The sequence below is a fragment of the Mycobacterium sp. ACS4331 genome (genome assembly GCF_001667265.1).
In the GTDB taxonomy this organism is placed as follows: Bacteria; Actinomycetota; Actinomycetes; order Mycobacteriales; family Mycobacteriaceae; genus Mycobacterium.
Genome location: NZ_LZHW01000017.1, coordinates 34,662 through 57,130 on the forward strand (window position 1 = coordinate 34,662; position 22,469 = coordinate 57,130).

Annotated in this window: 19 protein-coding genes; 9 read left to right on the forward strand and 10 right to left on the reverse strand. The window is 69.4% G+C overall.

All coding sequences use genetic code 11. From position 1 onward, the window contains the following. Positions 1–79: 79 nt before the first annotated feature. The 3 genes from A5727_RS05750 to A5727_RS05760 form a co-directional block, all read right to left on the reverse strand. Positions 80–2,905, reverse strand: coding sequence for an alpha/beta hydrolase family protein (locus A5727_RS05750; RefSeq protein WP_157521237.1), 2,826 nt, complete (start codon positions 2,903–2,905; stop codon positions 80–82). Between the two features lie 140 nt (positions 2,906–3,045). Beyond that, complete coding sequence (locus A5727_RS05755; protein ID WP_068245992.1) at positions 3,046–4,125, reverse strand: ABC transporter ATP-binding protein; 1,080 nt, start codon at positions 4,123–4,125, stop codon at positions 3,046–3,048. Between the two features lie 110 nt (positions 4,126–4,235). Beyond that, the gene (locus tag A5727_RS05760; protein WP_068246045.1) at positions 4,236–5,729 is read right to left on the reverse strand and encodes a carotenoid oxygenase family protein; all 1,494 of its coding nucleotides are present in this window, start codon (positions 5,727–5,729) and stop codon (positions 4,236–4,238) included. Positions 5,730–5,810: 81 nt separating this feature from the next. Between A5727_RS05760 and A5727_RS05765 the strand changes: the two genes are divergently transcribed. After that, on the forward strand, positions 5,811–6,488 hold the full coding sequence (locus A5727_RS05765; RefSeq protein WP_068245994.1) for a TetR/AcrR family transcriptional regulator: 678 nt from the start codon (positions 5,811–5,813) through the stop codon (positions 6,486–6,488). Between the two features lie 62 nt (positions 6,489–6,550). Here A5727_RS05765 and rplL read toward each other — a convergent pair whose 3' ends face one another. The 5 genes from rplL to A5727_RS05790 all read right to left on the reverse strand — a co-directional run bounded on the left by rplL (position 6,551) and on the right by A5727_RS05790 (position 13,512). Further along, positions 6,551–6,943: a 50S ribosomal protein L7/L12 gene (gene rplL / locus A5727_RS05770; RefSeq protein ID WP_068245996.1), complete on the reverse strand. Its 393-nt coding sequence runs from the start codon at positions 6,941–6,943 to the stop codon at positions 6,551–6,553. A gap of 50 nt (positions 6,944–6,993) precedes the next feature. Further along, complete coding sequence (gene rplJ / locus A5727_RS05775; RefSeq protein ID WP_068245998.1) at positions 6,994–7,572, reverse strand: 50S ribosomal protein L10; 579 nt, start codon at positions 7,570–7,572, stop codon at positions 6,994–6,996. Positions 7,573–7,838: 266 nt separating this feature from the next. Next, entirely contained in the window at positions 7,839–8,741 is a 903-nt protein-coding gene (locus A5727_RS05780) for an ROK family protein (protein ID WP_068246000.1), read from the reverse strand. Beyond that, complete coding sequence (locus A5727_RS05785) at positions 8,741–9,352, reverse strand: DUF7158 domain-containing protein (RefSeq protein ID WP_068246002.1); 612 nt, start codon at positions 9,350–9,352, stop codon at positions 8,741–8,743. Before A5727_RS05785 ends, A5727_RS05780 begins: the two co-directional genes overlap by 1 nt. Continuing rightward, entirely contained in the window at positions 9,349–13,512 is a 4,164-nt protein-coding gene (locus A5727_RS05790; protein WP_068246048.1) for a glycoside hydrolase family 38 N-terminal domain-containing protein, read from the reverse strand. The genes A5727_RS05785 and A5727_RS05790 overlap by 4 nt, the downstream gene beginning before the upstream one ends. Positions 13,513–13,682: 170 nt before the next feature. Between A5727_RS05790 and A5727_RS27335 the strand changes: the two genes are divergently transcribed. Continuing rightward, positions 13,683–13,847 (forward strand): hypothetical protein, encoded by a 165-nt coding sequence (locus A5727_RS27335; protein ID WP_157521238.1) that lies wholly within the window; start codon positions 13,683–13,685, stop codon positions 13,845–13,847. Between the two features lie 30 nt (positions 13,848–13,877). Continuing rightward, positions 13,878–15,188: an amidohydrolase gene (locus A5727_RS05795; protein WP_068246003.1), complete on the forward strand. Its 1,311-nt coding sequence runs from the start codon at positions 13,878–13,880 to the stop codon at positions 15,186–15,188. Here A5727_RS05795 and A5727_RS05800 read toward each other — a convergent pair. Next, positions 15,185–16,135 carry a helix-turn-helix transcriptional regulator gene (locus A5727_RS05800; protein ID WP_068246007.1) on the reverse strand — a complete coding sequence of 317 codons (951 nt, stop codon included), beginning with the start codon at positions 16,133–16,135 and terminating at the stop codon, positions 15,185–15,187. The genes A5727_RS05795 and A5727_RS05800 overlap by 4 nt on opposite strands. Before the next feature lie 61 nt (positions 16,136–16,196). Here A5727_RS05800 and A5727_RS05805 point away from each other — a divergent pair, with 61 nt between their 5' ends. From A5727_RS05805 to A5727_RS05830, 6 genes are all read left to right on the forward strand, one after another. Further along, on the forward strand, positions 16,197–16,736 hold the full coding sequence (locus A5727_RS05805) for a DinB family protein (protein WP_157521239.1): 540 nt from the start codon (positions 16,197–16,199) through the stop codon (positions 16,734–16,736). A gap of 1 nt (position 16,737) precedes the next feature. Then, the gene (locus A5727_RS05810) at positions 16,738–17,349 is read left to right on the forward strand and encodes a DinB family protein (protein WP_068246010.1); all 612 of its coding nucleotides are present in this window, start codon (positions 16,738–16,740) and stop codon (positions 17,347–17,349) included. Positions 17,350–17,434: 85 nt separating this feature from the next. After that, a complete protein-coding gene (locus A5727_RS05815; RefSeq protein ID WP_068246013.1) occupies positions 17,435–18,805 on the forward strand; it encodes an ABC1 kinase family protein in 1,371 nt (456 codons plus the stop codon). Beyond that, positions 18,805–19,719, forward strand: coding sequence for an alpha/beta fold hydrolase (locus A5727_RS05820; RefSeq protein WP_068246017.1), 915 nt, complete (start codon positions 18,805–18,807; stop codon positions 19,717–19,719). Before A5727_RS05815 ends, A5727_RS05820 begins: the two co-directional genes overlap by 1 nt. A 166-nt stretch (positions 19,720–19,885) precedes the next feature. Beyond that, a complete protein-coding gene (locus A5727_RS05825; RefSeq protein WP_068246020.1) occupies positions 19,886–20,752 on the forward strand; it encodes a cyclopropane mycolic acid synthase family methyltransferase in 867 nt (288 codons plus the stop codon). A 91-nt stretch (positions 20,753–20,843) separates the two neighbouring features. After that, positions 20,844–21,704 carry a cyclopropane mycolic acid synthase family methyltransferase gene (locus A5727_RS05830; protein WP_068246023.1) on the forward strand — a complete coding sequence of 287 codons (861 nt, stop codon included), beginning with the start codon at positions 20,844–20,846 and terminating at the stop codon, positions 21,702–21,704. A gap of 49 nt (positions 21,705–21,753) precedes the next feature. Here the strand turns inward: A5727_RS05830 and A5727_RS05835 are convergent, their stop codons facing one another. Continuing rightward, positions 21,754–22,353 carry a M15 family metallopeptidase gene (locus A5727_RS05835; RefSeq protein WP_082949621.1) on the reverse strand — a complete coding sequence of 200 codons (600 nt, stop codon included), beginning with the start codon at positions 22,351–22,353 and terminating at the stop codon, positions 21,754–21,756. Positions 22,354–22,469 lie beyond the last annotated feature (116 nt).

A 22,469-nucleotide genomic window follows, 5' to 3' on the forward strand; every position in this document is an offset into this window, starting at 1 on the left:
GGGAAACAGATTGGCCCCTGATCGCCCGTCCGTCAAGAGGTGACGCGCCGAACGTGGGGAGTTCGCGGTGCCGGGCCGTTCAGGCCGCCACCAGCGCGGGGCTTGCGACGGCCTCGTGGCTGGCGTCGGCCGCGGCCCCGGAGTCGAGCCGTTCGACCCGGGCGCCGCCGATCATGATCGAACCCGGTTCGCCGTAGTAGCCCGCACAATCGCTGCCGCACACCCCGGACTCGGGACTGATCCGGCCGGCCAGCATGTCGGTGATCCAGCCCGCGGCCAGCACGGGCACCGCCGCCGAGTTCTGCGGCTTGGACGGGCCGCACGCCAACGCGGCGAGCGGGCCCGAATTCACCCCCTCGGGGTCGATGTGGCTGCCACCGGCCACCAGCACGCCGACGAAACGCCCGGCCCGTTCGGAGATCAACACCTCGGTTCCCGAACCGAACGCATTGCACAGACACGGCTCGGCGGCGATCTGGTAGACCGGGATCCCCGTGGACTCCAGCCTGCGCAGGCCCGTGCGCATGGCGCCGCCACTGTCGACGGCGTCCAACAGCACGACGCCCTTGAAGTCGCCCAGGTCGGCACCCGAGTCCGCGAGGTGACCCGCGGCGGCAGTGACGAGGTTTCCGCCGGCCGAATGCCCGGCCAGGACGAACGCGCTGGGCAGCTCACCGGTGAAGCCGGCCGCGGCCGCGCTCGCCGACAGCGCCTCCCGGTCACCGGCGAACAGCGCCGCGACGGCCTCCTGTGTCGGGGCGCCGTTGATCCAGAAGCCATCTGCGGTAAGGAAATTCGACGACAGCGACGGCGCGACCACCACCGCACCGGTGCTGCGCGCCAAGTCGGCGGCCAGGGCGCTGACGTTGTCTCTGCTGCGGAAGAAACCATGCTGCAGGTAGATCACCCCGGTGGGTTCGGCGTCCGGGAAGTACCAGTCGGCCTCGACGGTGCGACCCGGCGAGATCTCCAGTTGGGACGTGCCCACCGTGACACCGGGACCCGGTGCGGACGGCCCCCCGAGCAGCGCCCTCGTGACCGTCGAGACGATCAGGTTCACGAACTGGGTGACGACGCCGGGGCGGTCGGCGCCCGGGCGCGAATCGATCACCACGGCCGTCGCCTCGCCGGCGGCGGTCGCGACGGAGAACCGCTGCCCCGGCCCGGCGTACTGCCCCGCGCAGTCGAGGACGCATCCGCCGGTCGAGGGATCGATACGGCCGGAGAACATGTCGTCGATCCAGCCGACCGACAGCTCCTGCACGGCGAGCGGATTCTGCCGCTGCGGAATGCCCGCGATCAGGTAGGCCAGCGTCTGGGTGAGCGGATTGGGGCCCAGCATCGCGTCCATGTGCACCCCGCCGGCCAGCACCACTCCATTGAACTTCCCGGGCCGCGCGTCGGACAGTTCAGCGTCGATGTGGCTGAACAGATTGAAGAAGTTCAGCGGGGCGCCGATCTCGTACACCGGCACGTAGTCGCTCGCGTCGCCACTGGCCTCCAGCGCGGCCAGGCGGGCCATCGCGTTGGGCATGATCGGTGAGATCGGCACCGCGTCGTAGACCACCACGCCCGCGAGTTGGTTGGGCGCGCCGGGGTCCGTCTCCCGCTTGAGCAGCAGGCCCTCGGCGTAGTGACCGGCCACGCCCGGCGCGAATCCCCCGCCCAGCGAATGCCCGGCCAGCACGAACCGGTCCGGCAGGGTGATGTCATCGCGGCCGGCCTTGAGCAGCGCGGTCTGCAGGCTCGCGGTCAGCGCCCGCCGGTCGTCGTCGAGGTACAGGTCGGCGACGGCCTTGTGCATGGCGTCCCCACCCAACCAGAGGCCGCCCTCGGCGAACGGGTTGGACGTCAGGGACGTGACGACCACGACGCTGTTGGTCCGGTCGGCCAGGATCGCTGCGGTGTAGCTGTACATCGGGCCGTTGGCCAGGAAGCCGTGCTGCAGGTGGATCAGCCGGTCGGGCGCCGGTTCCCCCTCGGCCCGGATCGGCAGGTACCAGTCGGCCGGCACCTCCTGCCCCGCGGTGATCACCAGGGTCGAACTGCTGACCTGCACGCGGTCGCGCAGGTTGGGCGGGACCGCCGGCGGGCCCTCGAGCACCCTGGTCAGCGCCGAGTAGATCGTGAAGAGCACGGTGCTCAGCACCGTCACCGGACGGGGGGTGTCGGTGCGGGTGGGGTCGATCAGGGCTTTCCCGAGGGGATCGATGAGTCGGGCGGCGGCCTCGTCGAGGCGCGCGAAGGGCCGGCGCAGCACGGCCTGGGTGGTTGGCACGGTTGCCGAGGTCATGGAGGGTGTGGCGGTCGTGGTGGTTGTGGTGGCCGTGGAGGGTGTGGTGGCCGCGCGCTCAACGGCCTGGGCATCGGCAGCGGGGGCGGAATCACCGGCGCCGGTCTGGACCGACCTCACCATCGGGTCGCCGGCGTCTCCGGTGGTGTCCCGCTGGGCGAACGCACCCCGCGGCGTCCCCCGCAGTGCCTCCCGTACGCGGGTGGGGATCGCCGCGATGTCTCGCCGGGCCGTGGGTCGCGCGTCCGCGCTGGGGGTCCGCTCGCCGGCAACCTGATCCGCAACGGCCCGCCCGGCCCGCTCAAGGGCCGCCTCGATGCGCGACATCGCTTGTTCGCCAGGCTTTTTCGGCGCGTCATCGGCCGTGGCCGCGTCACCGGCCCCAGCACCTGCGAAGCGCTCGACCCGGGTCCGCAGGTCGCGCAACTCGATCCGGGGAGTGCGCGCCGCGGGCCGTTGCGGGCCGTCGCCGGCGGAGGAGGACGGTCGGTCACCGCCGCTGTCGGTGTCGCTGCCGGTGTCGGCACCGGCCACGCCGGCCCCGGCGAGGACGGTCATGGACAGTCCGGCCGCGACGACGCCGACGCCCAACCACCCCGACACTCGCGTCACCGCTCCTCCTTGGACGTCGACCACAGGTCGGCGGATGCTAACAGCCCGCGCGCACCGCTCGAAGGCGTTTTGGGGCACACGGTAAAGAAGCCGACACCATTCGGTGCCGGCTTCTCTCGCGTTCTGGTCGGACGGGGCCGTCAGCTCTCGCTCTGCACCGGGATCGAGGCCGTCGGCGCCTCGTCGTCGGTGCGGTGACGCGCGGTGGCGTCGTCGGCGAACTGGTGCACCGGGTACTTGTGCCCACCCTCGAGGTCGTCGCGGATGGCCTCCTGGGCGGCCGGGGGCAGCGTGTGCAGGATCTCGCGCACGCGGGCCTGACGACGGGCGACGGCCTTGCGCTCGGGCAGACCCGGGGTGGCCTGAATCTGCGGGGGCACGCCCTCGATCTCCTCGACGCCGCCGTCGTGGTGACCGGCGTCGGCCATGGCCTGCTCCTCGGCCATCGTCGACTCGTCCTTCTCCTCGGACATGCCGATGGGGCCGATGCGGCGACCGTTGAGGAACTGCTTGACGACGGGCTCCTCGCTGGTCAGCAGCACCTCACGGGGACCGAACATCACCAGGTGCTTGCGGAACAGCATGCCCATGTTGTCCGGCACGGTGCGGGCGATGTTGATGTTGTGCGTCACGATCAGGATCGTGGCGTCGATCTGGGCGTTGATGTCGATCAGCAGTTGCGAGAGGTACGCGGTACGCACCGGGTCCAGACCGGAGTCCGGCTCGTCGCAGAGGATGATCTGCGGGTCGAGAACCAGCGAGCGGGCCAGGCCGGCACGCTTCTTCATACCGCCCGAGATCTCGCCCGGGAACTTGTTCTCATCGCCGGCCAGACCCACCATGTCGAGCTTCTCCATGACGATGTCACGGATCTCGCTCTCCTTCTTCTTGGTGTGCTCACGCAGCGGGAACGCGGTGTTGTCGTAGATGTTCATCGAGCCGAACAGCGCGCCGTCCTGGAACATCACGCCGAACAGCGTGCGGATCTCGTAGAGCTCCTTGGCCGAGCACTGGATGATGTCCGTGCCGTCGACGATGATCTTGCCCCGCTCGGGGCGCAGCAGACCGATCAGGGACTTCAGGAAGACCGACTTACCGGTACCCGACGGCCCCAGGAGCACGCTGACTTCGCCGGCGGGGATGTCCAGGGTGACGTCTTCCCAGATTCGCTGGGAACCGAACGACTTCGTCAGTCCCTCAACCTGGATACCAATGCCCACGCGAAGATCCTTCCACCTATATACCCGGGGTGACCACAAGCCACGGCCTGTGGTTTGAGTCACTGTAACCTATGGCCGTTTCTGACACTCCCTTTGTGTCAGTGCTGTGACTACGCCGGGCACCAGTTTCCGTGGAAACCCATCGGAACGCGTTGCGGTAGATGCACGCGGGCGACCGTTTCGAGGCTTTGGGCGTCCAGAATCACCAGCTGCCCCTCGTCGGCGTCCAGGTCGTGCCCGAACCCCATGAGAACACCGTCGTCCTCGGCACGCGAGCCGGGATTGGGCACGAACGACATCTCCCCGACCAGCAGGCGGCTCTCCAGCGGCGCGACAGACGTGGCACCGGTCGCGTAGTCGTGTTTGTAGACCGCGGTCCGCGTGACGCCCCCGCCGAACGTGTTCTCGGTGCCCACGGTGTAGCCGTAGCGGTGCCGCGAGCCGGTCAGCGACTCGTTGATCCGGGGAAACTCCTGCTCGCGGTCGTCGCGGCGGTCGGCGCGCACGGCCCCGGTGGTCAGGTCGATCTCCCAGCGGTCCAGGGTGGGGTGCCCCTCCCCCGGGCCGCGGCGGTCCCTGTCGAACATCCGGCCGTGACGGACGACGTCGAGCACCAGCACCTCATGCCCGTCGCGGTCCTCGCTGTAGGCGTTGAGCGGATGGAACACGTAGCAGGGTTCGATGTCGAACCAGCGGACCTGGTCGTCGCCCCCCTCGCGCGGCATCACGCCGATGCGGGCGGGATAGGACTCGTTCCAGGCGAACGGCAGCGCGGAGATGGGGTGGGTGTCGGCGTTGATCCGCGCCGCGATGGGCCCGGGCACCTTGACCCGGCCGGCGAGCGCCGAGACCACCATGCGCGCGGGCGCGCGCAGCCACTTCGGCACGGTCACGGGAACCACCTCGCCGGGGTCGAAGGTGACGGGCAGGTCGTAGATGACCACGTACTTGTCGGTGAGCGAGAAGTCGTGCATCATCGGCGATCCCGACACGCTGATGTCGACCGTGCGACGGGTCCGGCCCGCAGCGTCGATCACCGAGTACTGCACTGTGCGACCACGCGCGAATGAATACGAGATGGCATGCAGCTCACCTGTTTTGGGATCACGATGGGGATGGGCGGTGTAGCCGCCGTACAACGTGCCGTCGAAGTCGCACGTGCCGATGGTGTCGAGTTCCTCGGTGAGGCGATACTGCGCGCCGCCGCCCTCGACCAACGCCAGCGTCTGACCGGCGTGGGTCAGCACGTTGGTGTTCGGGCCGACCGACAGCATGCCGGCCCGCGGGTCGAGCGCGGCGATTCGGGCCTCACCCAACTTCCGTGACACCGACGGCGTTCGCACCCAGCGATTGCGGTACCACTGCGCGGCGCCGTCCCGCAGGGACAGACCGTGCACCATGGCGTCGCCGGAGAACCAGTGATAGGCCGCCGGGTCCACCTCGGCGACCGGGTTGGGCCCGTTGCGGAGATACCTGCCGTGCAGGTGCTCCGGGACCGTTCCGGTGATCTTGAGATCGGTCGCGGTGACCTCGGTTCGCACGGGCGCGAGAAACCCCTGCAGATACGGGTTGGCGACGTCGTCGGTGGGTTCCACTGCGGTCATGTTGATCAAGCCCCCTCGGCGTATAACACTGTTATGACGGTGTTATCAGGAGGCTACGCGCATCGTGGGAGGATCACAACGATGGATTCGGCCAAGACTGCGCCCAGCGTGCGCGAGGAGCTTCTGCGCGCCGCCGTGGGACTGCTCGACGACCACGGCCCCGAGTCGCTGCAGGTCCGCAGGGTCGCCGCGGCAGGCGGCACCTCCACCATGGCGGTCTACACGCACTTCGGCGGCATGCGCGGCCTGATCGCCGCCGTGGCCGAGGAGGGCCTGCGGCAGTTCGACGCCGCCCTGACCACGCCGCCGTCCGACGACCCCGTCGCCGACCTGCTGGTGTGTGGGGCGGCCTATCGGAGGTTCGCCAACCGGCGCCCCCACCTGTACCGGCTGATGTTCGGCAGCACCAGCGCGCACGGCATCAACGCCCCGACCCGCAATGTGCTGACGCTGTCCGTCGACGAGATCACCGTGCACCATCCCAGCCTCGCGCACGTCGTCCGCAACGTGCACCGCTGCGTGCAGGCCGGGCGCATCGTCGGCGACGCGGAGGACGACGCGTCGGTGGTGGCGACCGCGGCCCAGTTCTGGAGCCTGGTGCACGGCTTCGTGATGCTGGAGCTGGCGGGTTACTACGGCGGAGACGGGACGGCGGTCGGACCGGTGCTCGGGGCGATGACGGCCAACACCCTGCTGGCCCTCGGCGACACCCCCGAGGCCCTGCAGGCCTCGCAGGCCGCCATGGTCGCCCGCCTCTAGACCCCCAGACAGCAGAATCCCCGGAGATCGCGGGGATCTCCGGGGATTCTGTCGAGAGCGAACTACTTGACGGTGACCGTGGCGCCGGCGGCCTCGAGCTTGGCCTTGGCGTCCTCGGCGGCCTCCTTGGCGACCTTCTCGAGCAGCGGCTTGGGAGCGCTGTCGACGAGGTCCTTGGCCTCCTTGAGGCCCAGGCCGGAGACGATCTCGCGGACGACCTTGATGACGCCGATCTTCTTGTCGCCGGCACCCTCGAGGATGACGTCGAACTCGGACTGCTCCTCGGCGGCCTCGGCGGCAGCGCCACCACCGGCGGCGGGGGCAGCGGCAACGGCGACCGGGGCGGCCGCGGTGACCTCGAAGGTCTCCTCGAACTTCTTCACGAACTCCGAGAGCTCGAGCAGGGTCAGTTCCTTGAACGCGTCGAGCAGTTCATCGGTGCTGAGCTTTGCCATGTTGGCGGTCCTTCCTGGATGTGTTTGTTAGGGGTGGTTGGTCTGATGTGTCACTCGGCAGATTCGGCAGCGGCCTCGGGGGCCTCTGCCGCGGGAGCCTCGGCGGTCTCGCCTTCGGCCGCACGCTTGTCCTGCAGGGCCGCCGCGAGGCGGGCGACCTGCGAGGCCGGAGCGTTGAACAGCGCCGCAGCCTTGGACAGGTTGGCCTTCATGGCGCCCGCCATCTTGGCCAGCAGCACCTCACGCGACTCGAGATCGGCGATCTGCTCGACCTCGGCGACGGTGAGCGGACGGCCCTCCATGTAGCCGCCCTTGATGACCAGCGCCTTGTTGTCCTTCGAGAACTTCTTGAGCGCCTTGGCGGCGTCGACCGGCTCACCTTCGATGAACGCGATCGCCGTCGGTCCGGTGAACAACTCGTCGAGACCTTCGATGCCCGCCTCGGCCGCCGCACGCTTGACCAGCGTGTTCTTGGCGACGGAGTAGGTGGCCGAGCCTCCGAGCGAGCGCCGCAGTTCAGCCAGGTTGGCCACCGTCAGACCGCGATATTCGGTCACGACGGTCGCAGTCGAGGCCTTGAACTGCTCGGTGATCTCTGCAACGGCGGTGGCCTTGTCAGCCTTTGCCATGCATGCCTCCTGATGGTGTCGTGTGGTTGCGCTCCACGCGCTCCGAACTCACGGGCGAAGGACCCCGGAAATGAACGACGCCCCGACGCAGGCGCGGCGGGGCGTGGAATGCTGCTGACACAGGTCAGCGATTCTTGCCTCGTCCTCCTGCGTGGGCCGCCGGGACGTTTCCCGGACCTTCAACCGATTACTCGGTGACCGACGGTCTTCGGTGGATCGTCGACCACCATAGCGCGAAGTGGGTCGATCAGCCAAAACGGGCCGCCTCAGCGCAGCAGCGCCGCGGCACCCACGAGGCCCGCGTCGCCGCCGAGCGCGGCCGGCACCACCGCGATGTCCGCGATGAAGCTCAGGCCGGCGAAGCGCGCCAGCGCCGCCCGCACCGGGTCGAACAGCAGCGGCCCCGAACGCGCCACGCCCCCACCGATCACCACCAGGTCGAGGTCGCACACCGCGCCCACCGACGCGATCATCGCGGCCAGGGCCGTCGCCGACCGTTCGAAGGCCCGCTGGGCCACCGGGTCGCCGGCGGCGGCGTCGGCGGCCAGGGCCTCCGCGTCGGCGTCCCCGCCGGGTTGCCAGCCGTTCTCGCGCGCCCAGGCCGCCATGTGGGGACCGCTCGCGATCGTCTCGACGCAGCCCCGGCCGCCGCATGCACACGACTCCCCCGCGACATCCACCACCACATGTCCGACATGTCCGGCGTTGCCGGTCCGGCCGTCATACGGCACGCCATCGAACACCAGGCCGCCGCCGATCCCGGTCGAGACGACCATCCCCAACAGGAAGCTCGCCCCCTGTCCGGCACCGCGCCAGTGTTCGCCCAGAGCCATGCACAACCCGTCGCCACCCAACCGCACCGGGACGCCGGGCACCGCCGCGGACACCCGCTCGTGGATCGGGAAGCCGCGCCAGGCAGGAACATTGATCGGCGAGACGGCGCCGGCGGGCAGGTCGATGGGCCCGGCCGAGGCGATGCCGACACCGCGCACGGTTGTCCCCGCGGCCATCTCGGACAGCAGTGCGGAGACCACGGCCCAGGCGGCCTCGGGGTCACCGCCCCGCGGGGTGGGCCGCTGCTGCGAGGCCACCAGCGTGCCGTCGGGGTCGACGAGTCCGGCGGCGATCTTGGTTCCGCCGATGTCGAGGGCAAGTGTCAGTTCGGTCATCAGTGCCTGTGGGTGTTGTCGGGTTGGCGGGGATCGCCAGGGTGCTCGAATCCAGGTGCGAGGCAGACGAGTTCGTCGCGGCGTCCGTCCAGCCACAACCGGAAGGCGTGCCGGCGCGCGGCGCCCAGCAGATGCTCGCGGACGACGGTGTGCACCTGGGACAGGGGCGGTGCGCTGCGCGGCGCGTCCCAGCCGTCGGGTCCCGCACGGACGACCGCGAACCGCAGGGGGTTGCGGCGGTGGTAGGACTCGATGTCCTCCGCCGAGACCGTGACATCGCGGGTCACGTGCGCGAACAGCGCGCGGGCGGCTGGGTCGGACAGCGCCGCGGCAGTCACGCTGCCCACCTCATGACGCGCGATGCCGTCGGGCAGGATCGCGGCCAGAGCCGGGGCCTTCCCGGTGTCGACGCCGAGTCGCTCGGCCTCGATCGCGACGACGCGTTCGGTGACGATCAGCTGGGTCAGCCAGCGCCGCAACTGCCTGCCTTCGCTGGTGCCGGCCAGCGGCAGCGCGCCCGCCGGCTGATGGTCGCGCAGCAGCGCTTCACCGCGGTCGACGTCGGCGACCGTCACCGGCACACCGGCCACATGCGCGGCCACGGCACTCATCGGACCACCACCCTGACCGCCGGGGTGTAGAGCAGTTCACCGGCGGCGGCCACCCTGACCAGTGCCCACCACTGGCCGGGCGCAACCCACGCCGGCGGCGCGACGTCGAACACCAGGTCCACGCCGCCGCGGGCGGGCAGCACCGCGCCGATCGCCGCGGGCCCCAGCCATTCCCAGGTTCCCCACGGGCTGATCAGATGAGCCTCGACGGCCAGGTCGGCATGCGCATCGGTGCCGACCCGGACCGTCAGCCGTTGCGAGCACCCGGGCGCGACGACCACGTCCGACGGCTCCGACTCCAACCTCAGCACGTCGCCGCGGTCCTCTCCGACCGCGATCAGGCAGACGTCCTCGACGGTCTGGCGCCACGGGCGCGGAATGTCGCCGTCCAGGGTCAGTTGGGCGCGAACGGGATACCAGCCCGGCGACGCCGCCGTGGGTCCGGCGATGCGCACCTGTGCTTCGCGGTGCGCACCGGGCTTGAGCTGGACCGGCAGAGCACCCGGGGTGGCGATCCATCCCGGCGGGCAGACCACCTCGATCCGACCGGCCACATCGGCGTCCGTGCAGTCGCTGGCGACGGTCAGCCGCAGCACCAGGTCGTCATCGGTCGCGGTCACGCGATGCGGATGCAGATGCGCGACGGCCGGCAGGCCACCCAGCGGCGCTGGACCGCGGTTGTGCAGCCAGTAGCGCGCGTACAGCGGTTGCGCGGCCTCGACTTCGGGCGCCAGCGGACCGTTGTGCCGGACGCGTTCACCGGCCGTGAGTTCGGCGACGACGGTCGCGATCTCGTAGCCGTGCAGCGATTCCGGCACCCGCGGGCCCTCCGTCAGCCGCTCGAGCAGGTCAGCCCTGCCCAACACCTGGATGTCGACGACATCGGAGGTCACGTGCCAGGACGTGTCGCGGCCCAGGGTTTCGACGAGGCGCAGCGTGGCCCAGGTCTGGGCACCCCCGGATCGGCCCGACGGCGTCGGGTTGCCGGTCAGTTTCAGCGCGTCGACATTGACCGCTGGGGAGTCGACGCCCAACAGCGAACCCTGTGGGGCCGACGAGGTCGACGACGCACCGGCGACCGCGACCAGCGGGCGGGAGTGCTCGGCGCTGCGCAGGGGAAGGCCCGCCTCGCGCCAATCGCCGTCCGCAACGATGACGGCGTAGTCGAAGGTGTGCGACCAGTGCTGGAGTTGGAAGTTGGAACCGTCTGGCGCGGTGCGCTTCTCGTGTGTCGTCCACACCCCCGACGGCCATCCGGTGCACGACCGCAGGAGCGAGGTGTGCAGCGTTCCCTCGGTGTCGACGGCAAAGCTGGGCACACCGCGGTTCAGCAGGGCCGCGGTGCGGTGTTCGAACGGCACGCCGACCACGCCCGCCTGGGACGGCACGGCGATCTCAGAGTCCTCGAGATCGGCCGCGACCGCCGCGACGGCCTGGGCCAGCAGCTGATCGTCGCGGCCCGCGATGATCAGCACCGGGAGGGCGGTCACCGCACGGAGATCGGCGTCGGGCACCCACACGTCGGCCAGCGCGGCCGCCGGAGGCACGAACACGCACGCGGTGCCGCAGTCGTCGAGCTGGCGCTGCAGCTGCGCGGCGGCCCCGGGGCCCGCGGCGGCCAGCACGGCCGCGGTGAAGGCGTTGCGGTCGGGTCCGCCGATGGCGATGCGGGTGTCCGGCAGGTTGGAGTCCACGTCGAGGTGCCCGTACCGGGGCCGGTCCGCACCCGAGCAGGTCGCGGTGACTCCCGCCCGCACCAGCGCCACCAGCACCTCGCGCGCCAGGCCCGCGGACTCGGTGCCGGCGGGCGTCACCACCTCGGCGACCGCGACGGCGTGGGTACCGCTGTCCCCCAGCCTGATTCGGACGGCCGAGGACAGCCCGAACCAGCCGTGGGCGGGGTTCTCCAGGGTCCACGGGTGCACCGCGGTGTCCACCGAGTCCGTGGATCCGGGCTGGTGCAGCAGACCGAACCCGCGGCCGATCACGGCATCGCCGACCTCGCTGACCGGCACCGCGCCGGGGATCGGCAGGGGCCAGCGCAGGCGCAGCAGGCGGTCGGACCCGGTGAACTCGTCGATCGTGGTCCGGCAGTCGACACGGTCGATGCCGTCCCACAGTGTCAGCGTCTGGGTGTACCGCAACAGACCCTCGATCCGGCCGTGCACCACGAGGCGCTGCCCGATCGCACACTCGTGGGCACTGACCTCCGCAACGCCGTCCCCCGAACCCACGACGGGACCTCTGGGCAGCAGATGCCACGGGCCCTCGCCGGCCTGTGGGTGGGCCGAATACTCCTCGTACACCGCCAGTTCGTTGGCCACTCGTCCCGGCGCCACCCACTCGGAGCCCGCCCTGCGCACCGAGACCACGCCGCCGCCGCGGGCCGGGTCGACGCGAATCGCCAGGTGCGCGTTGGCGATTCCGACGCCGTCGCGCGGTCGCCAGGAACACGCCGCGACATCCCGTCCCGCCGCGAGACGATAGGAGCGCCAGCCCAGTGCGGGCACGTCGCGCGCCAGCCATGTCAGGGTGTGGCCGTCGTCCTCGACCAGCACGGGGACGTCCCGACCCGCATCGTCGATGACACGGGTCGGCCCCGGTTCCGTCACGTGCAACGTGACCACATCGGTCCGGTTGTGCGCCAGGGGATTCCACACAGTCACCGGTCCGCCTCCGAGCGTCTCGGTGAGCACCGCGAGCGCCCGGTCGCGGGCGGTGCTGCCGATCTCCCAGGCGTCGCGCCATCCGGTGAGCAGGTCGAGGTAGACCTGGTCGGACTCCGACCCGGTGATCGCGTCGTGGTGTGCACCGTACGCCAACTGCACCCAGGCCTTGGCGAAGGCGGGTTCGGGGTACTCGACGCCGGCGAGAAGATGCGCGAACACCGCGAACCTCTCGGCGTCGAGCACCGCGGCCTCGGCGGCGCGGTTGGCCTGCTTGGTGTCGATGAACGACACGTCCTTGCCGGTGTAGATCGGGTTCATGTCCCGGGTCTGTGGCGAGGCCGCGGCACCCCGTGCGTCCAGTTCGGCGCGCACCGCGGCGAAGAACTCGCGCGGCAGTGCGCACACGAACTTCGGCCAGCAGTACCGCGCCGCCCAGAAGCGCATGATCTCGGTGACCCACTTGTTCGGTGGCGTGTAGTCGGTGCCGACGGGCAGCAGCACATTGCGGGTGGCGGCGACCTTCTTCAGGCCGCGGAACAGCTCCCAGGTCGCCGCGGTGGCCTCGGCCAGCGTCGTCGACGAGTCCATCCACCATCCCGCCGAGTAGTGCGCGGGCATGTAGTGGGTGAGCAGGCCGACTCCCGACGGTGCGATCCACTCGAACTCACTGGCGAACTGCATGCGTTCGGGGTCGCCGTCGCCGGCCATCGGCCCCCACTGGTGGTGCGGGCCACGCGCCCAGGAACTCGACGTCAGCCCGGCGTCGGCGGCCATCCCGGGGAACTGCGGATCGTGGCCGAACACATCCAGCTGCCAGGCCGTCGACGGCTCGGCGCCGAGGATGTCGCGCTGAAATCCGATGCCCGCCACGAAGTTCCGGATCGCGGTCTCGGGGCTGGTGAGGTTGGTGTTGGGCTCGTTGTACGTGCCGCCCATGATCTCGACGCGGCCCTGGCGCACAAGCCGGCGCAGGTCATCCCGGTCCTGGGGGTGGGTGTCCCAATACGGTTTGAGGTAGTCGACCTCGGCCAGCACGAACTTGTAGTCGGGGTCGCGGCGCGCCATCTCAAGGTGGGCGGACACCAGTTCGAAGCCGTTGGTCTGCCGGGCGCGACCGGGCGGGTCCTCGGTCCACTCGCTGGTGTAGGCGGCCTGGGTGTTCCACCACACCGGGTCGTAGTGGAAGTGGCTGACCATGAACATCGTCCACCCGGGTTCGGCGTCGACGAAGGTGAACTCGAACCCGGCATCACCCCCGTGGACGACGGCGGCCCTGCGCCGTCCCACGGCGGCGTCGTCGGCCAGCAGGACACCGACTTCGACGACACCGTCGCCCACACCGGTGAGCACCTCCTCGCTGGTCAACCCGGCGCCGGTGACCCGCACCGGGGTGGCGTGGGTGGCGCCGGTGTAGCCGACGCGCACCACCTGCCGGGGCGCATCCTCGGTCCCGACGAACAACTCTGTGGACTCCGCGGAGGTCACCGACAGAGACATGCCCCCAACTATCGCCGCATCCGCGACAGCGCGGTGCGAGTCCGGGGCAAGACACGCCGCGGATCCGCGCGGGTCAACGCACCGCCACTGTTCGGCAACAGTTCACACCCCGCTGACCTGGACGGCATGCCAACCTCGAGAGCCCGTGCCACAGTGGAGTCATTGTGAGTGAGGACATGCAGTACAGCGGCGAGCGCAGGGCACCGTGGCGAGACCCGTTGTCGATGGGCTGGCAGGCGCATCGACGGATTCTGCTGCTGCGCCTGCGATGGCATTCGTCATCGGCGAGACGACGCGATGGCGGCCTGCGGCGTCCACACCTGCGCTGACTGTCGCGCCGCCTATCCGAGGGGGACCCCATGACCGAGTCTGAACAGCGGAGGAGTTCCGGGGCGGCCGCCACGGAGGTGCTCAAGGGTCTCGACGGGGTCCGCGACTGGGTCCGGGACACCTACATCGACCTGCACCGGCATCCGGAGCTCTCCCATCAGGAGTTCCGCACCGCGGGCATCGTCGCCGACCGACTCCGCGCCGGCGGTCTCGACGTCCACACCGGGGTCGGCGGCACCGGGGTGGTGGGTGTGCTGGCCAACAGCAGTGGTCCCACGGTGCTGGTGCGCGCGGACATGGACGCCCTTCCCGTTCAGGAGGCCACCGGCCTGCCGTATGCCAGCACGGTGCACGGCACCGACGCCGACGGACATGAGGTGCCGGTGATGCATGCGTGCGGGCACGACGCGCATGTGGCGGCGCTGCTGGGTGCGGCGCAGCTGATGGCAGACCGCACCGACGTGTGGTCGGGCACGCTGGTGACGCTGTTCCAGCCCGCTGAGGAGACCGCCGACGGAGCCCGCGGGATGGTGGCCGACGGGCTGGCCGACGTGGTGCCGACCCCGGTCGACGTGGCACTGGCCCAGCATGTGTTCCCGATCCCGGCCGGCACCGTCGGTGTCCACGCCGGACCGTTCATGGCCTGCGCCGACAGCATGCGGATCACCGTGCACGGGCGCGGTGCGCACGGGTCGATGCCCCAGGCGTCGGTCGATCCGGTCGTGCTCGCGTCGATGATCGTCATCCGGCTGCAGACCGTCATCTCCCGCGAGGTCGCCCCCACCGAAGCCGCGGTGCTCACCGTGGGCAGCATCGAGGCCGGCAGCGCCAGCAATGTGATCCCGGACCGGGCCGTGCTGCAGTTGAACATCCGCACCTACAGCGAACAGACGCGCAGCACGATCCTCGCCGCGGTGCAGCGCATCGTGCGCGCCGAATGTGCGGCGTCGGGATCACCGGCTGAACCCGAGTTCGAGATGTTCGGCCAGTTCCCCTTGACCGACAACGACGTCGCCGCCACCAGCCGCGTCACCGCGGCGTTCACCGGCTTCTTCGGCGACCGGTGCTGGCAGATGCCGCAGGGCACCGGCAGCGAGGACTTCAGCGAGATTCCAAGGGCGCTGGGCGCGCCGTACACCTACTGGGGGTTCGGCGGCGCCGACCCCGCCCAGTTCCGGGCCGCGACCGAGGGCGGCGCTGTCTCCCAGGACATCCCGGTCAACCACTCGCCGCACTTCGCACCGGTCATCGAGCCCACCCTGGACGTCGGCATCCAGGCGCTGGTGCTCGCGACGACGGCCTGGCTGGCCACCGACACCCCGGCGGCCGCCGCCCGTTAGGTCGGGATGCGCGCCAACCGCCGGGCCACGGCCCCCGCCGCGGCGATCACCTCCGGCGGTTCCAGGATCTCGAAGTCCGCGCCCACGAGCGCGAGCCACAGAACCATGCGCTCGGGATCGTCGGCGCCTGTGGTGACCAGGCACGACTCGGGACCTTCGACTTCGATCGTCACCGCCGACGGCGAGAAGTGCTGCGCGACAACATCTGCCGAGCAGTGGAAGCGCACCCGGGCGATGTGCCGGTAGGACGAACTGCTGATCGCCCGGCTGACGTAGGCCGCCGCGTCGGGCGCCGCGCGCGGGACGAACGTCGTCCCCCGCGCGGTGACGTCGCCCATGCGGTCCAGCCGCAGCGTGCGCCAGTCGTGGCGGTCACGGTCGAAGGCCAGCAGGTACCAACGCCGGCCCGTGGTCACCAGCTGGTAGGGCTCGAGTCTGCGTTGGGTGATCTCACCGGCGAAAGCCGTGTACTGCAGGTCGATGTGCTCGTGGTCGCGGCACGCCCGCGCCAGGGTCATCAGCGTTTCGGGATCGACCGTCGCCTCGACACCGTTGGTCAGCGTCACGGTGCTGTCGTGCACCGCGGCGACCTGTGAGCGCAGCCGCGACGGCATCACCTGGTCCAGTTTGGACAGCGCGCGCAGGGCGGACTCGGAGATCCCCGCGACGCTTCCCCCCGCCGCCAGGCGCAGGCAGACGGCCATCGCCACGGCCTCGTCGCCGTCGAGCAGCAGCGGCGGCAGCGCCGCGCCCGCACCCAACTGGTAGCCACCGCCGTGCCCGGTGCTGGCCTGCACCGGATAGCCCAGCTCCCGCAACCGTTCGATGTCTCGGCGCACGCTGCGGCCGGTCACGCCGAGGCGTTCGGCCAGCTCTCCCCCGGTCCAGACCCGGCGGGACTGCAGCAGGCCGAGAAGCTGCAGGATGCGTGCGGTGGTCTCCGCCATTCTCCGAGTATGGCGCACTTCTAGGACAGATACTGTCCGCAATGGGTGTCAGAGTGGTGATATGACAGCACTGGACGTCACGAAATCCCTGGTCGACCAGCTCGAATACCACTGGGCGCAGCAGTTGCGCCCTCGTCTGGACGGGCTCACCGACGATGAGTACCTCTGGGCGCCCGTGCCCGGCGCCTGGACCGTGCATCCGGACGGGTCCATCGACTTCACCCACCCCGCACCCCAACCCGCACCGTTCACGACGATCGCGTGGCGGCTGGGACATGTCATCGTCGGCGTGCTCGCGGTGCGCGCCCACCACCATTTCGGCGGTCCACCCGCCGATTACGCGACGTGGCCCTGGGCCACCGACGCCGGCACCGCCCTGAGCCAACTGGATGCCGCCCACTCGGACTGGATCGCCGGGGTCCGCGCGCTCGACGACGAGGCGCTGGGCCGCCCGATCGGACCGGCCGAGGGACCGTGGGCCGACTACCCGATGCTCGACCTGGTGCTGCACATCAACCGCGAAGTCATCCACCACGGCGCCGAAATCGCCCTGCTCCGAGACCTTTACACGCATACCCACACCCACACCCAGGAGAACTGACATGCCCGCCATGCCCCCGCCCATCGCCGACGAACGTGCCGGCCTCAAGGAGTACATCGCCGCGCAGCAGCACGCCTTCCGCGCCGTGGCGTTCGGACTCACCGACGAACAGGCCCGCTCCACCCCGACGGTCAGCGCGCTGTCCATCGGGGCGCTGATCAAACACGTCACGTCCTGCCAGCGCGGCTGGATGGAGCGCGTGGCCGCCGCACCGGAACTGGCGCCGGCCGATCAGCGCTCGCAGGAGGAGCAGGCGGCCCAGTACGCCGACGAGTTCGTGATGGGTTCTGACGAGACCCTGGCCGGCATCCTGGAGAGGTTCGAAGCGGTCAACGCCGAGGCCGTGCGGTTGATCGACTCCGTGGATCTGTCTGCTGCGGTGCCGATTCCCCAGGATGTGCCGTGGTTCCCCAAGGAGATCGACGCGTGGTCCGTGCGCTGGGTGCTGTTCCACATGATCGAGGAGATGGCCCGGCATGCCGGGCACGCCGACATCATCCGGGAGTCCATCGACGGCGCGACGCTGTATGAACTGCTCGCGGGCCTGGAGGACTGGGAGCCCACACCGTGGCTGACGCCGTGGGGCAAGGAGCCCGTCGCGCCCCGCGGCTGAGGAAGCAGATCAGAGACACGGGTCACGCCGGTGGGAACGCACGCTGCTTTTGAGCAGAACTCCGCGGGTTTGGCACACTACAACAATGAGTTCAACCAGAAATCACCGGGAGGTGGCCAGACTGGACCGGGTGCCGTTGCCGGTCGAGGCCGCCCGAATCGGCGTGACGGGTTGGCAGCTCACCCGCACCACCGCGCGTGTCGTCACCAGACTGCCGGCCCGAGGCTCGTGGCAGATGAAGGTCATCAAGGAGATCCCGCAGACCTTCGCCGACCTCGGCCCCACCTACGTCAAGTTCGGCCAGATCATCGCCTCGAGCCCGGGTGCCTTCGGCGAACCGCTCTCCCGCGAGTTCCGCACGCTGCTCGACGCCGTGCCGCCGGCCGACCCGCAGGAGGTGCACCGCCTCTTCAAGGAGGAGTTGGGCGACGAGCCCAAGAACCTCTTCAAGCACTTCGAGGAGCGGCCGTTCGCGTCGGCCTCCATCGCCCAGGTGCACTTTGCGACACTGCACAGCGGCGAGGACGTGGTGGTCAAGATCCAGCGTCCCGGCATCCGTCGGCGAGTCGCCGCAGACCTGCAGATCCTCAAGCGCTTCGCGCAACTGGTGGAGGTCGCCAAGCTGGGCCGTCGGCTGTCCGCGCAGGACGTGGTGGCCGACTTCTCCGACAACCTCGCCGAGGAACTCGACTTCCGCATCGAGGCACAGTCGATGGAGGCCTGGGTCAGCCATCTGCACGCGTCGCCGCTGGGCCGCAACATCAAGGTGCCCGACGTGCATTGGGACTTCACCACCCAGCGCGTGCTGACCATGGAGCGCGTGCACGGTGTACGCATCGATGACGTGGCCGCGATCCGCCAACAGGGTTTCGACGGCACCGAACTGGTGAAGGCCCTGCTGTTCTCGACGTTCGAGGGCGGTCTGCGGCACGGCCTGTTCCACGGCGACCTGCACGCCGGCAACCTACTGGTCGACGAGCAGGGCAGGATCGTGTTCCTCGACTTCGGCATCATGGGCCGGATCGATCCGCGCACCCGTTGGCTGCTGCGTGAGCTCATCTACGCGCTGCTGGTCAAGAAGGACCACGCGGCCGCCGGAAAGATCGTGGTGCTGCTGGGGGCGGTGGGCACGGTCAAACCCGAGAAGCAGGCCGCCAAGGACCTTCAGGCGTTCGCCGAACCGCTGACCATGAAGACGCTCGGGGACATGTCCTACGCCGACATCGGCCGGCAGCTGTCGACGCTGGCCGAGGCCTACGACGTCAAACTGCCCCGCGAACTCGTGCTGATCGGCAAGCAGTTCCTCTATGTCGAGCGCTACATGAAACTCCTCGCGCCGCGGTGGCAGATGATGAGCGACCCGCAGTTCTCGGGGTACTTCGCCAATTTCATGGTCGAGGTCAGCCGCGAACACCAGAACGCCGACAGCATCACCGACAGCGAGGTCGAGGCTTGATGCAGACCCCGGTGCGCGCCGGCGTCGCCCGGTCCGGGGACCTCGAGATCCACTACGAGGACATGGGCGACCCGAGCGATCCGGCGGTCCTGCTGATCATGGGGCTGGGTGCACAGCTTCTGTTGTGGCGCAAGGGTTTCTGCGAGAAGCTGATCGCGCGCGGCCTGCGCGTGATCCGCTTCGACAACCGCGACGTGGGTCTGTCGAGCAAGCTCGACGGTCAGCGCATCGACGGGTCGGCGTACCCCAACATGGTCCGTTCGGTGCTGGGCCGGCGCAGTCCCGCGGTCTACACGCTCGAGGACATGGCCGACGACGCGGTGGCCGTACTCGACCACCTCGGCATCGACCGCGCGCACGTCGTCGGCGCGTCGATGGGCGGCATGATCGCCCAGGTGGTGGCGGCCCGGCACGCGCACAGGACCACGTCACTGGGCGTGATCTTCTCCAGCAACAACCAGGCCGCCCTGCCCCCACCCGACCCGCGCGCGCTGTTCGCGGTCATCAAGGGCCCGCCCGTCGGGGCGCCGCGTGAGGTCATCCTCGACAACGCCGTCCGGGTCACCAAGATCATCGGCAGCCCCGCCTATCCGACACCCGAGGAGCGCATCCGCGCCGATGCGGGTGAGGCCTACGACCGATGTCACTACCCGGTCGGGGTGGCCCGGCAGTTCGGCGCGATCACGGGCAGCGGGAGCCTGCGGCACTACGACCGCCGGATCAACGCGCCGACGGTCGTCATCCACGGTCTCGCCGACCGCCTGATGCGGCCCGCGGGGGGCCGCGCGGTGGCCAACAACATTTCCGGAGCCCGCCTGGTGCTGTTTCCGGGAATGGGACACGACCTCCCGGAGGCGCTGTGGGACCCCGTCGTCGACCAGCTTGACCTCACGTTTTCCTACGCGCAGGCCTGAATCGCCGGCGCGTTCGACCTGTGACGTAATTCTGACGTAGGGGTAACCCACGTTGCCGAGATCGCGAATCGCCTCAACCATGGAGGAGATACCTGGGGGTGGATCAGGTTCCTCGGGGGGAACAGTGTGCCCGCCTCTTCCACATTTCCTGGAAGGCAGCTCGCCTGTGCCGAAAGCACTACAACCACACTTCGACGACGTCCAAGCGCACTACGACCTGTCGGATGACTTCTTCCGGCTGTTCCTGGACCCGTCGCAGACCTACAGCTGCGCCTACTTCGAACGCGAAGACATGACGCTTGAGGAGGCCCAGCTCGCCAAGATCGACCTGTCGCTGGGCAAGCTCGGGCTGCAGCCGGGGATGACGCTGCTCGACATCGGCTGCGGTTGGGGTGCGACCCTCAACCGCGCACTGGAGCGCTACGACGTCAACGTCGTGGGGCTCACGCTGAGCCGGAACCAGCGGGACCACGCTGAGGCGCTGCTGGCCGCGAACCCCAGCCAACGGTCCAAGCGGGTGCTGCTGCAGGGGTGGGAGCAGTTCGACGAGCCGGTGGACCGGATCGTGTCGATCGGCGCGTTCGAGCACTTCGGCCACGACCGCTACGCCGACTTCTTCACCATGGCCTACAAGGCACTGCCCGCCGACGGCGTGATGCTGCTGCACACCATCACGGCGTTCAAACCCAAGGACGCCGCCAGCCTCGGCATCCCGCTGACCTTCGAACTGGCGCGGTTCATCAAATTCATCCTCACCGAGATCTTCCCCGGCGGCCGGTTGCCGTCGAGCGACATGGTCGAGGAGCACGCCACGGCAGGCGGTTTCGACGTCGCGCGAATCCAGTCCCTGCAGCCGCATTACGCGCGCACCCTCGACCTCTGGTCCGCCGCGCTGGAGAGCCACCGCGAGGAGGCCATCGCGATCCAGTCCCAGGAGGTCTACGACCGGTACATGAAGTATCTGACCGGGTGCGCCAACCTCTTCCGCAACGGGACGATAGACGTGCGTCAGTTCACGTTGAAGAAAGTCTGAGGTCGCTTCTGTTGGGCGCGCTGCGTACGGTCGTGCCCGTAATCCAGTAGCGTGTGCTTGAGATCACTAGTGGGTTGGAGTCTGCACCAGTATGTCCAAATTGAAGCCGAAGTACGAAGAACTACAGTCCATCTACGACATCTCGAACGAGTTCTACGAGTTGTTCCTCGGGCCCACAATGGGTTACACGTGCGGTTACTTCGAACGCGAAGACATGACCGGCGATGAGGCTCAGATCGCGAAATTCGATCTGGCACTGGGAAAGCTCGGACTCGAGCCGGGAATGACACTGCTCGACGTCGGCTGCGGCTGGGGCGCCTGCATGCAGCGCGCCATCGAAAAGTATGACGTGAATGTGATCGGACTGACGTTGTCCGGCGAGCAGCGCAAGTACGCCATCGAGAAGTTGGCCAAGGTGCCGACCGAACGCAGTGTCGAAGTCCGCCTGCAGGGCTGGGAGGAGTTCGACGACAAGGTCGATCGGATCGTGTCGATCGGCGCGTTCGAGCACTTCGGTTTCGAGCGTTATGACGACTTCTTCAACATGGCCTACGACGCGCTGCCCGACGACGGTGTGATGCTGCTGCACACCATCACCGGATTCGACATGCGGCGCGCCAAGGAACTCGGTTTGCCGATGACCTTCGAGTTGGCTCGGTTCGCGAAGTTCATCATGACCGAGATCTTCCCGGGTGGCCGCCTGCCGTCGGTCGAGAAGGTCCACGAGCACGCGTCGAAGGCGGGCTTCGGCATCGCCCGCACCCATGAGATCGGCCCGCACTACGTGCGGACGCTGCAGGGCTGGGCCGAGCAGCTCGAGGCGCACAAGGAGGAGGCGATCGCCCTGCAGGGCCAGGTCGTCTACGACCGGTACGACAAGTACCTCAACGGCTGCGTGAACCTGTTCCGCGTCGGCCACACCAGCGTGCACCAGTTCACTCTGACGAAATAGGCTCTGCGCCAACGTCCCCCGGGTCAGCCAGGCGCCGAAGAGGCGTCGGTCAGACCAGGGGGACGTTGAGCAGAGGCCGCGGCACGTCCGCCTCCGGACCGTCGAAGTGCCACCACTCACCCGAGTACACCGTCAGCCCGCCACTGGCCATCGCCTCCCGCAACATCGTGCGGTTGGCCTGCTGTGCGGCGCTGACACCTTCGGTGGCGTACGCGTGCGCGACGGGTGAGAAGTCGTCGAAGTCGGTTCCCATGTCGAGCAGACGGCCCGACGCATCAGCCACCGTCACATCGACCGAACGGCCCGCGGTGTGGCTGCGGGCGGACTCGCCCGGGCGGGCCACCCAGTTGGGGTCCGGCACGGCCTCGAACATCCGAACCTGAACCTCATGCGGCCGGTAGCAGTCCCAGAAGACCAGTCGGCGGCCCTGCTGGCGCAGAGCAGCAGCGGCCGTACGCAGGCCGGGCGCAAGCGCTTCGTGCACCAGACAGCGAGCGTCCGCCGGGTACAGCGCGAGGCCGACGAAGTTGTCGGCCGTGGCGTATCGCAGATCGACGATCGCGTCGGGGACGACGGTGTGCACCTCGACCAGTCCGGCCTCGGCGGGTGTCGTGGGTGCGGCGTGGGCGGTCATCGGCGTCAACATCATGAGCAGTCCTGAAAAAACAGCCGTGGGGGGGGGGGGGGGGGAGGTGGGGGGGGGGGGGGCGCCCGGGGGGGGGGGGGGGGGGGGGGGGGGGGGGGGGGGGGGGGGGGGGGGGGGGG

Bases quoted from the DNA above. Each gene is read 5' to 3' on its own strand.
- A5727_RS05760 (WP_068246045.1), bottom strand. From the start codon at position 5,729: ATGACCGCAGTGGAACCCACCGACGACGTCGCCAACCCGTATCTGCAG.
- A5727_RS05765 (WP_068245994.1), top strand. From the start codon at position 5,811: ATGGATTCGGCCAAGACTGCGCCCAGCGTGCGCGAGGAGCTTCTGCGC.
- rplL (WP_068245996.1), bottom strand. From the start codon at position 6,943: ATGGCAAAGCTCAGCACCGATGAACTGCTCGACGCGTTCAAGGAACTG.
- rplJ (WP_068245998.1), bottom strand. From the start codon at position 7,572: ATGGCAAAGGCTGACAAGGCCACCGCCGTTGCAGAGATCACCGAGCAG.
- A5727_RS05780 (WP_068246000.1), bottom strand. From the start codon at position 8,741: ATGACCGAACTGACACTTGCCCTCGACATCGGCGGAACCAAGATCGCC.
- A5727_RS05785 (WP_068246002.1), bottom strand. From the start codon at position 9,352: ATGAGTGCCGTGGCCGCGCATGTGGCCGGTGTGCCGGTGACGGTCGCC.
- A5727_RS05795 (WP_068246003.1), top strand. From the start codon at position 13,878: ATGACCGAGTCTGAACAGCGGAGGAGTTCCGGGGCGGCCGCCACGGAG.
- A5727_RS05800 (WP_068246007.1), bottom strand. From the start codon at position 16,135: ATGGCGGAGACCACCGCACGCATCCTGCAGCTTCTCGGCCTGCTGCAG.
- A5727_RS05805 (WP_157521239.1), top strand. From the start codon at position 16,197: ATGACAGCACTGGACGTCACGAAATCCCTGGTCGACCAGCTCGAATAC.
- A5727_RS05810 (WP_068246010.1), top strand. From the start codon at position 16,738: ATGCCCGCCATGCCCCCGCCCATCGCCGACGAACGTGCCGGCCTCAAG.
- A5727_RS05815 (WP_068246013.1), top strand. From the start codon at position 17,435: ATGAGTTCAACCAGAAATCACCGGGAGGTGGCCAGACTGGACCGGGTG.
- A5727_RS05820 (WP_068246017.1), top strand. From the start codon at position 18,805: ATGCAGACCCCGGTGCGCGCCGGCGTCGCCCGGTCCGGGGACCTCGAG.
- A5727_RS05830 (WP_068246023.1), top strand. From the start codon at position 20,844: ATGTCCAAATTGAAGCCGAAGTACGAAGAACTACAGTCCATCTACGAC.
- A5727_RS05835 (WP_082949621.1), bottom strand. From the start codon at position 22,353: ATGATGTTGACGCCGATGACCGCCCACGCCGCACCCACGACACCCGCC.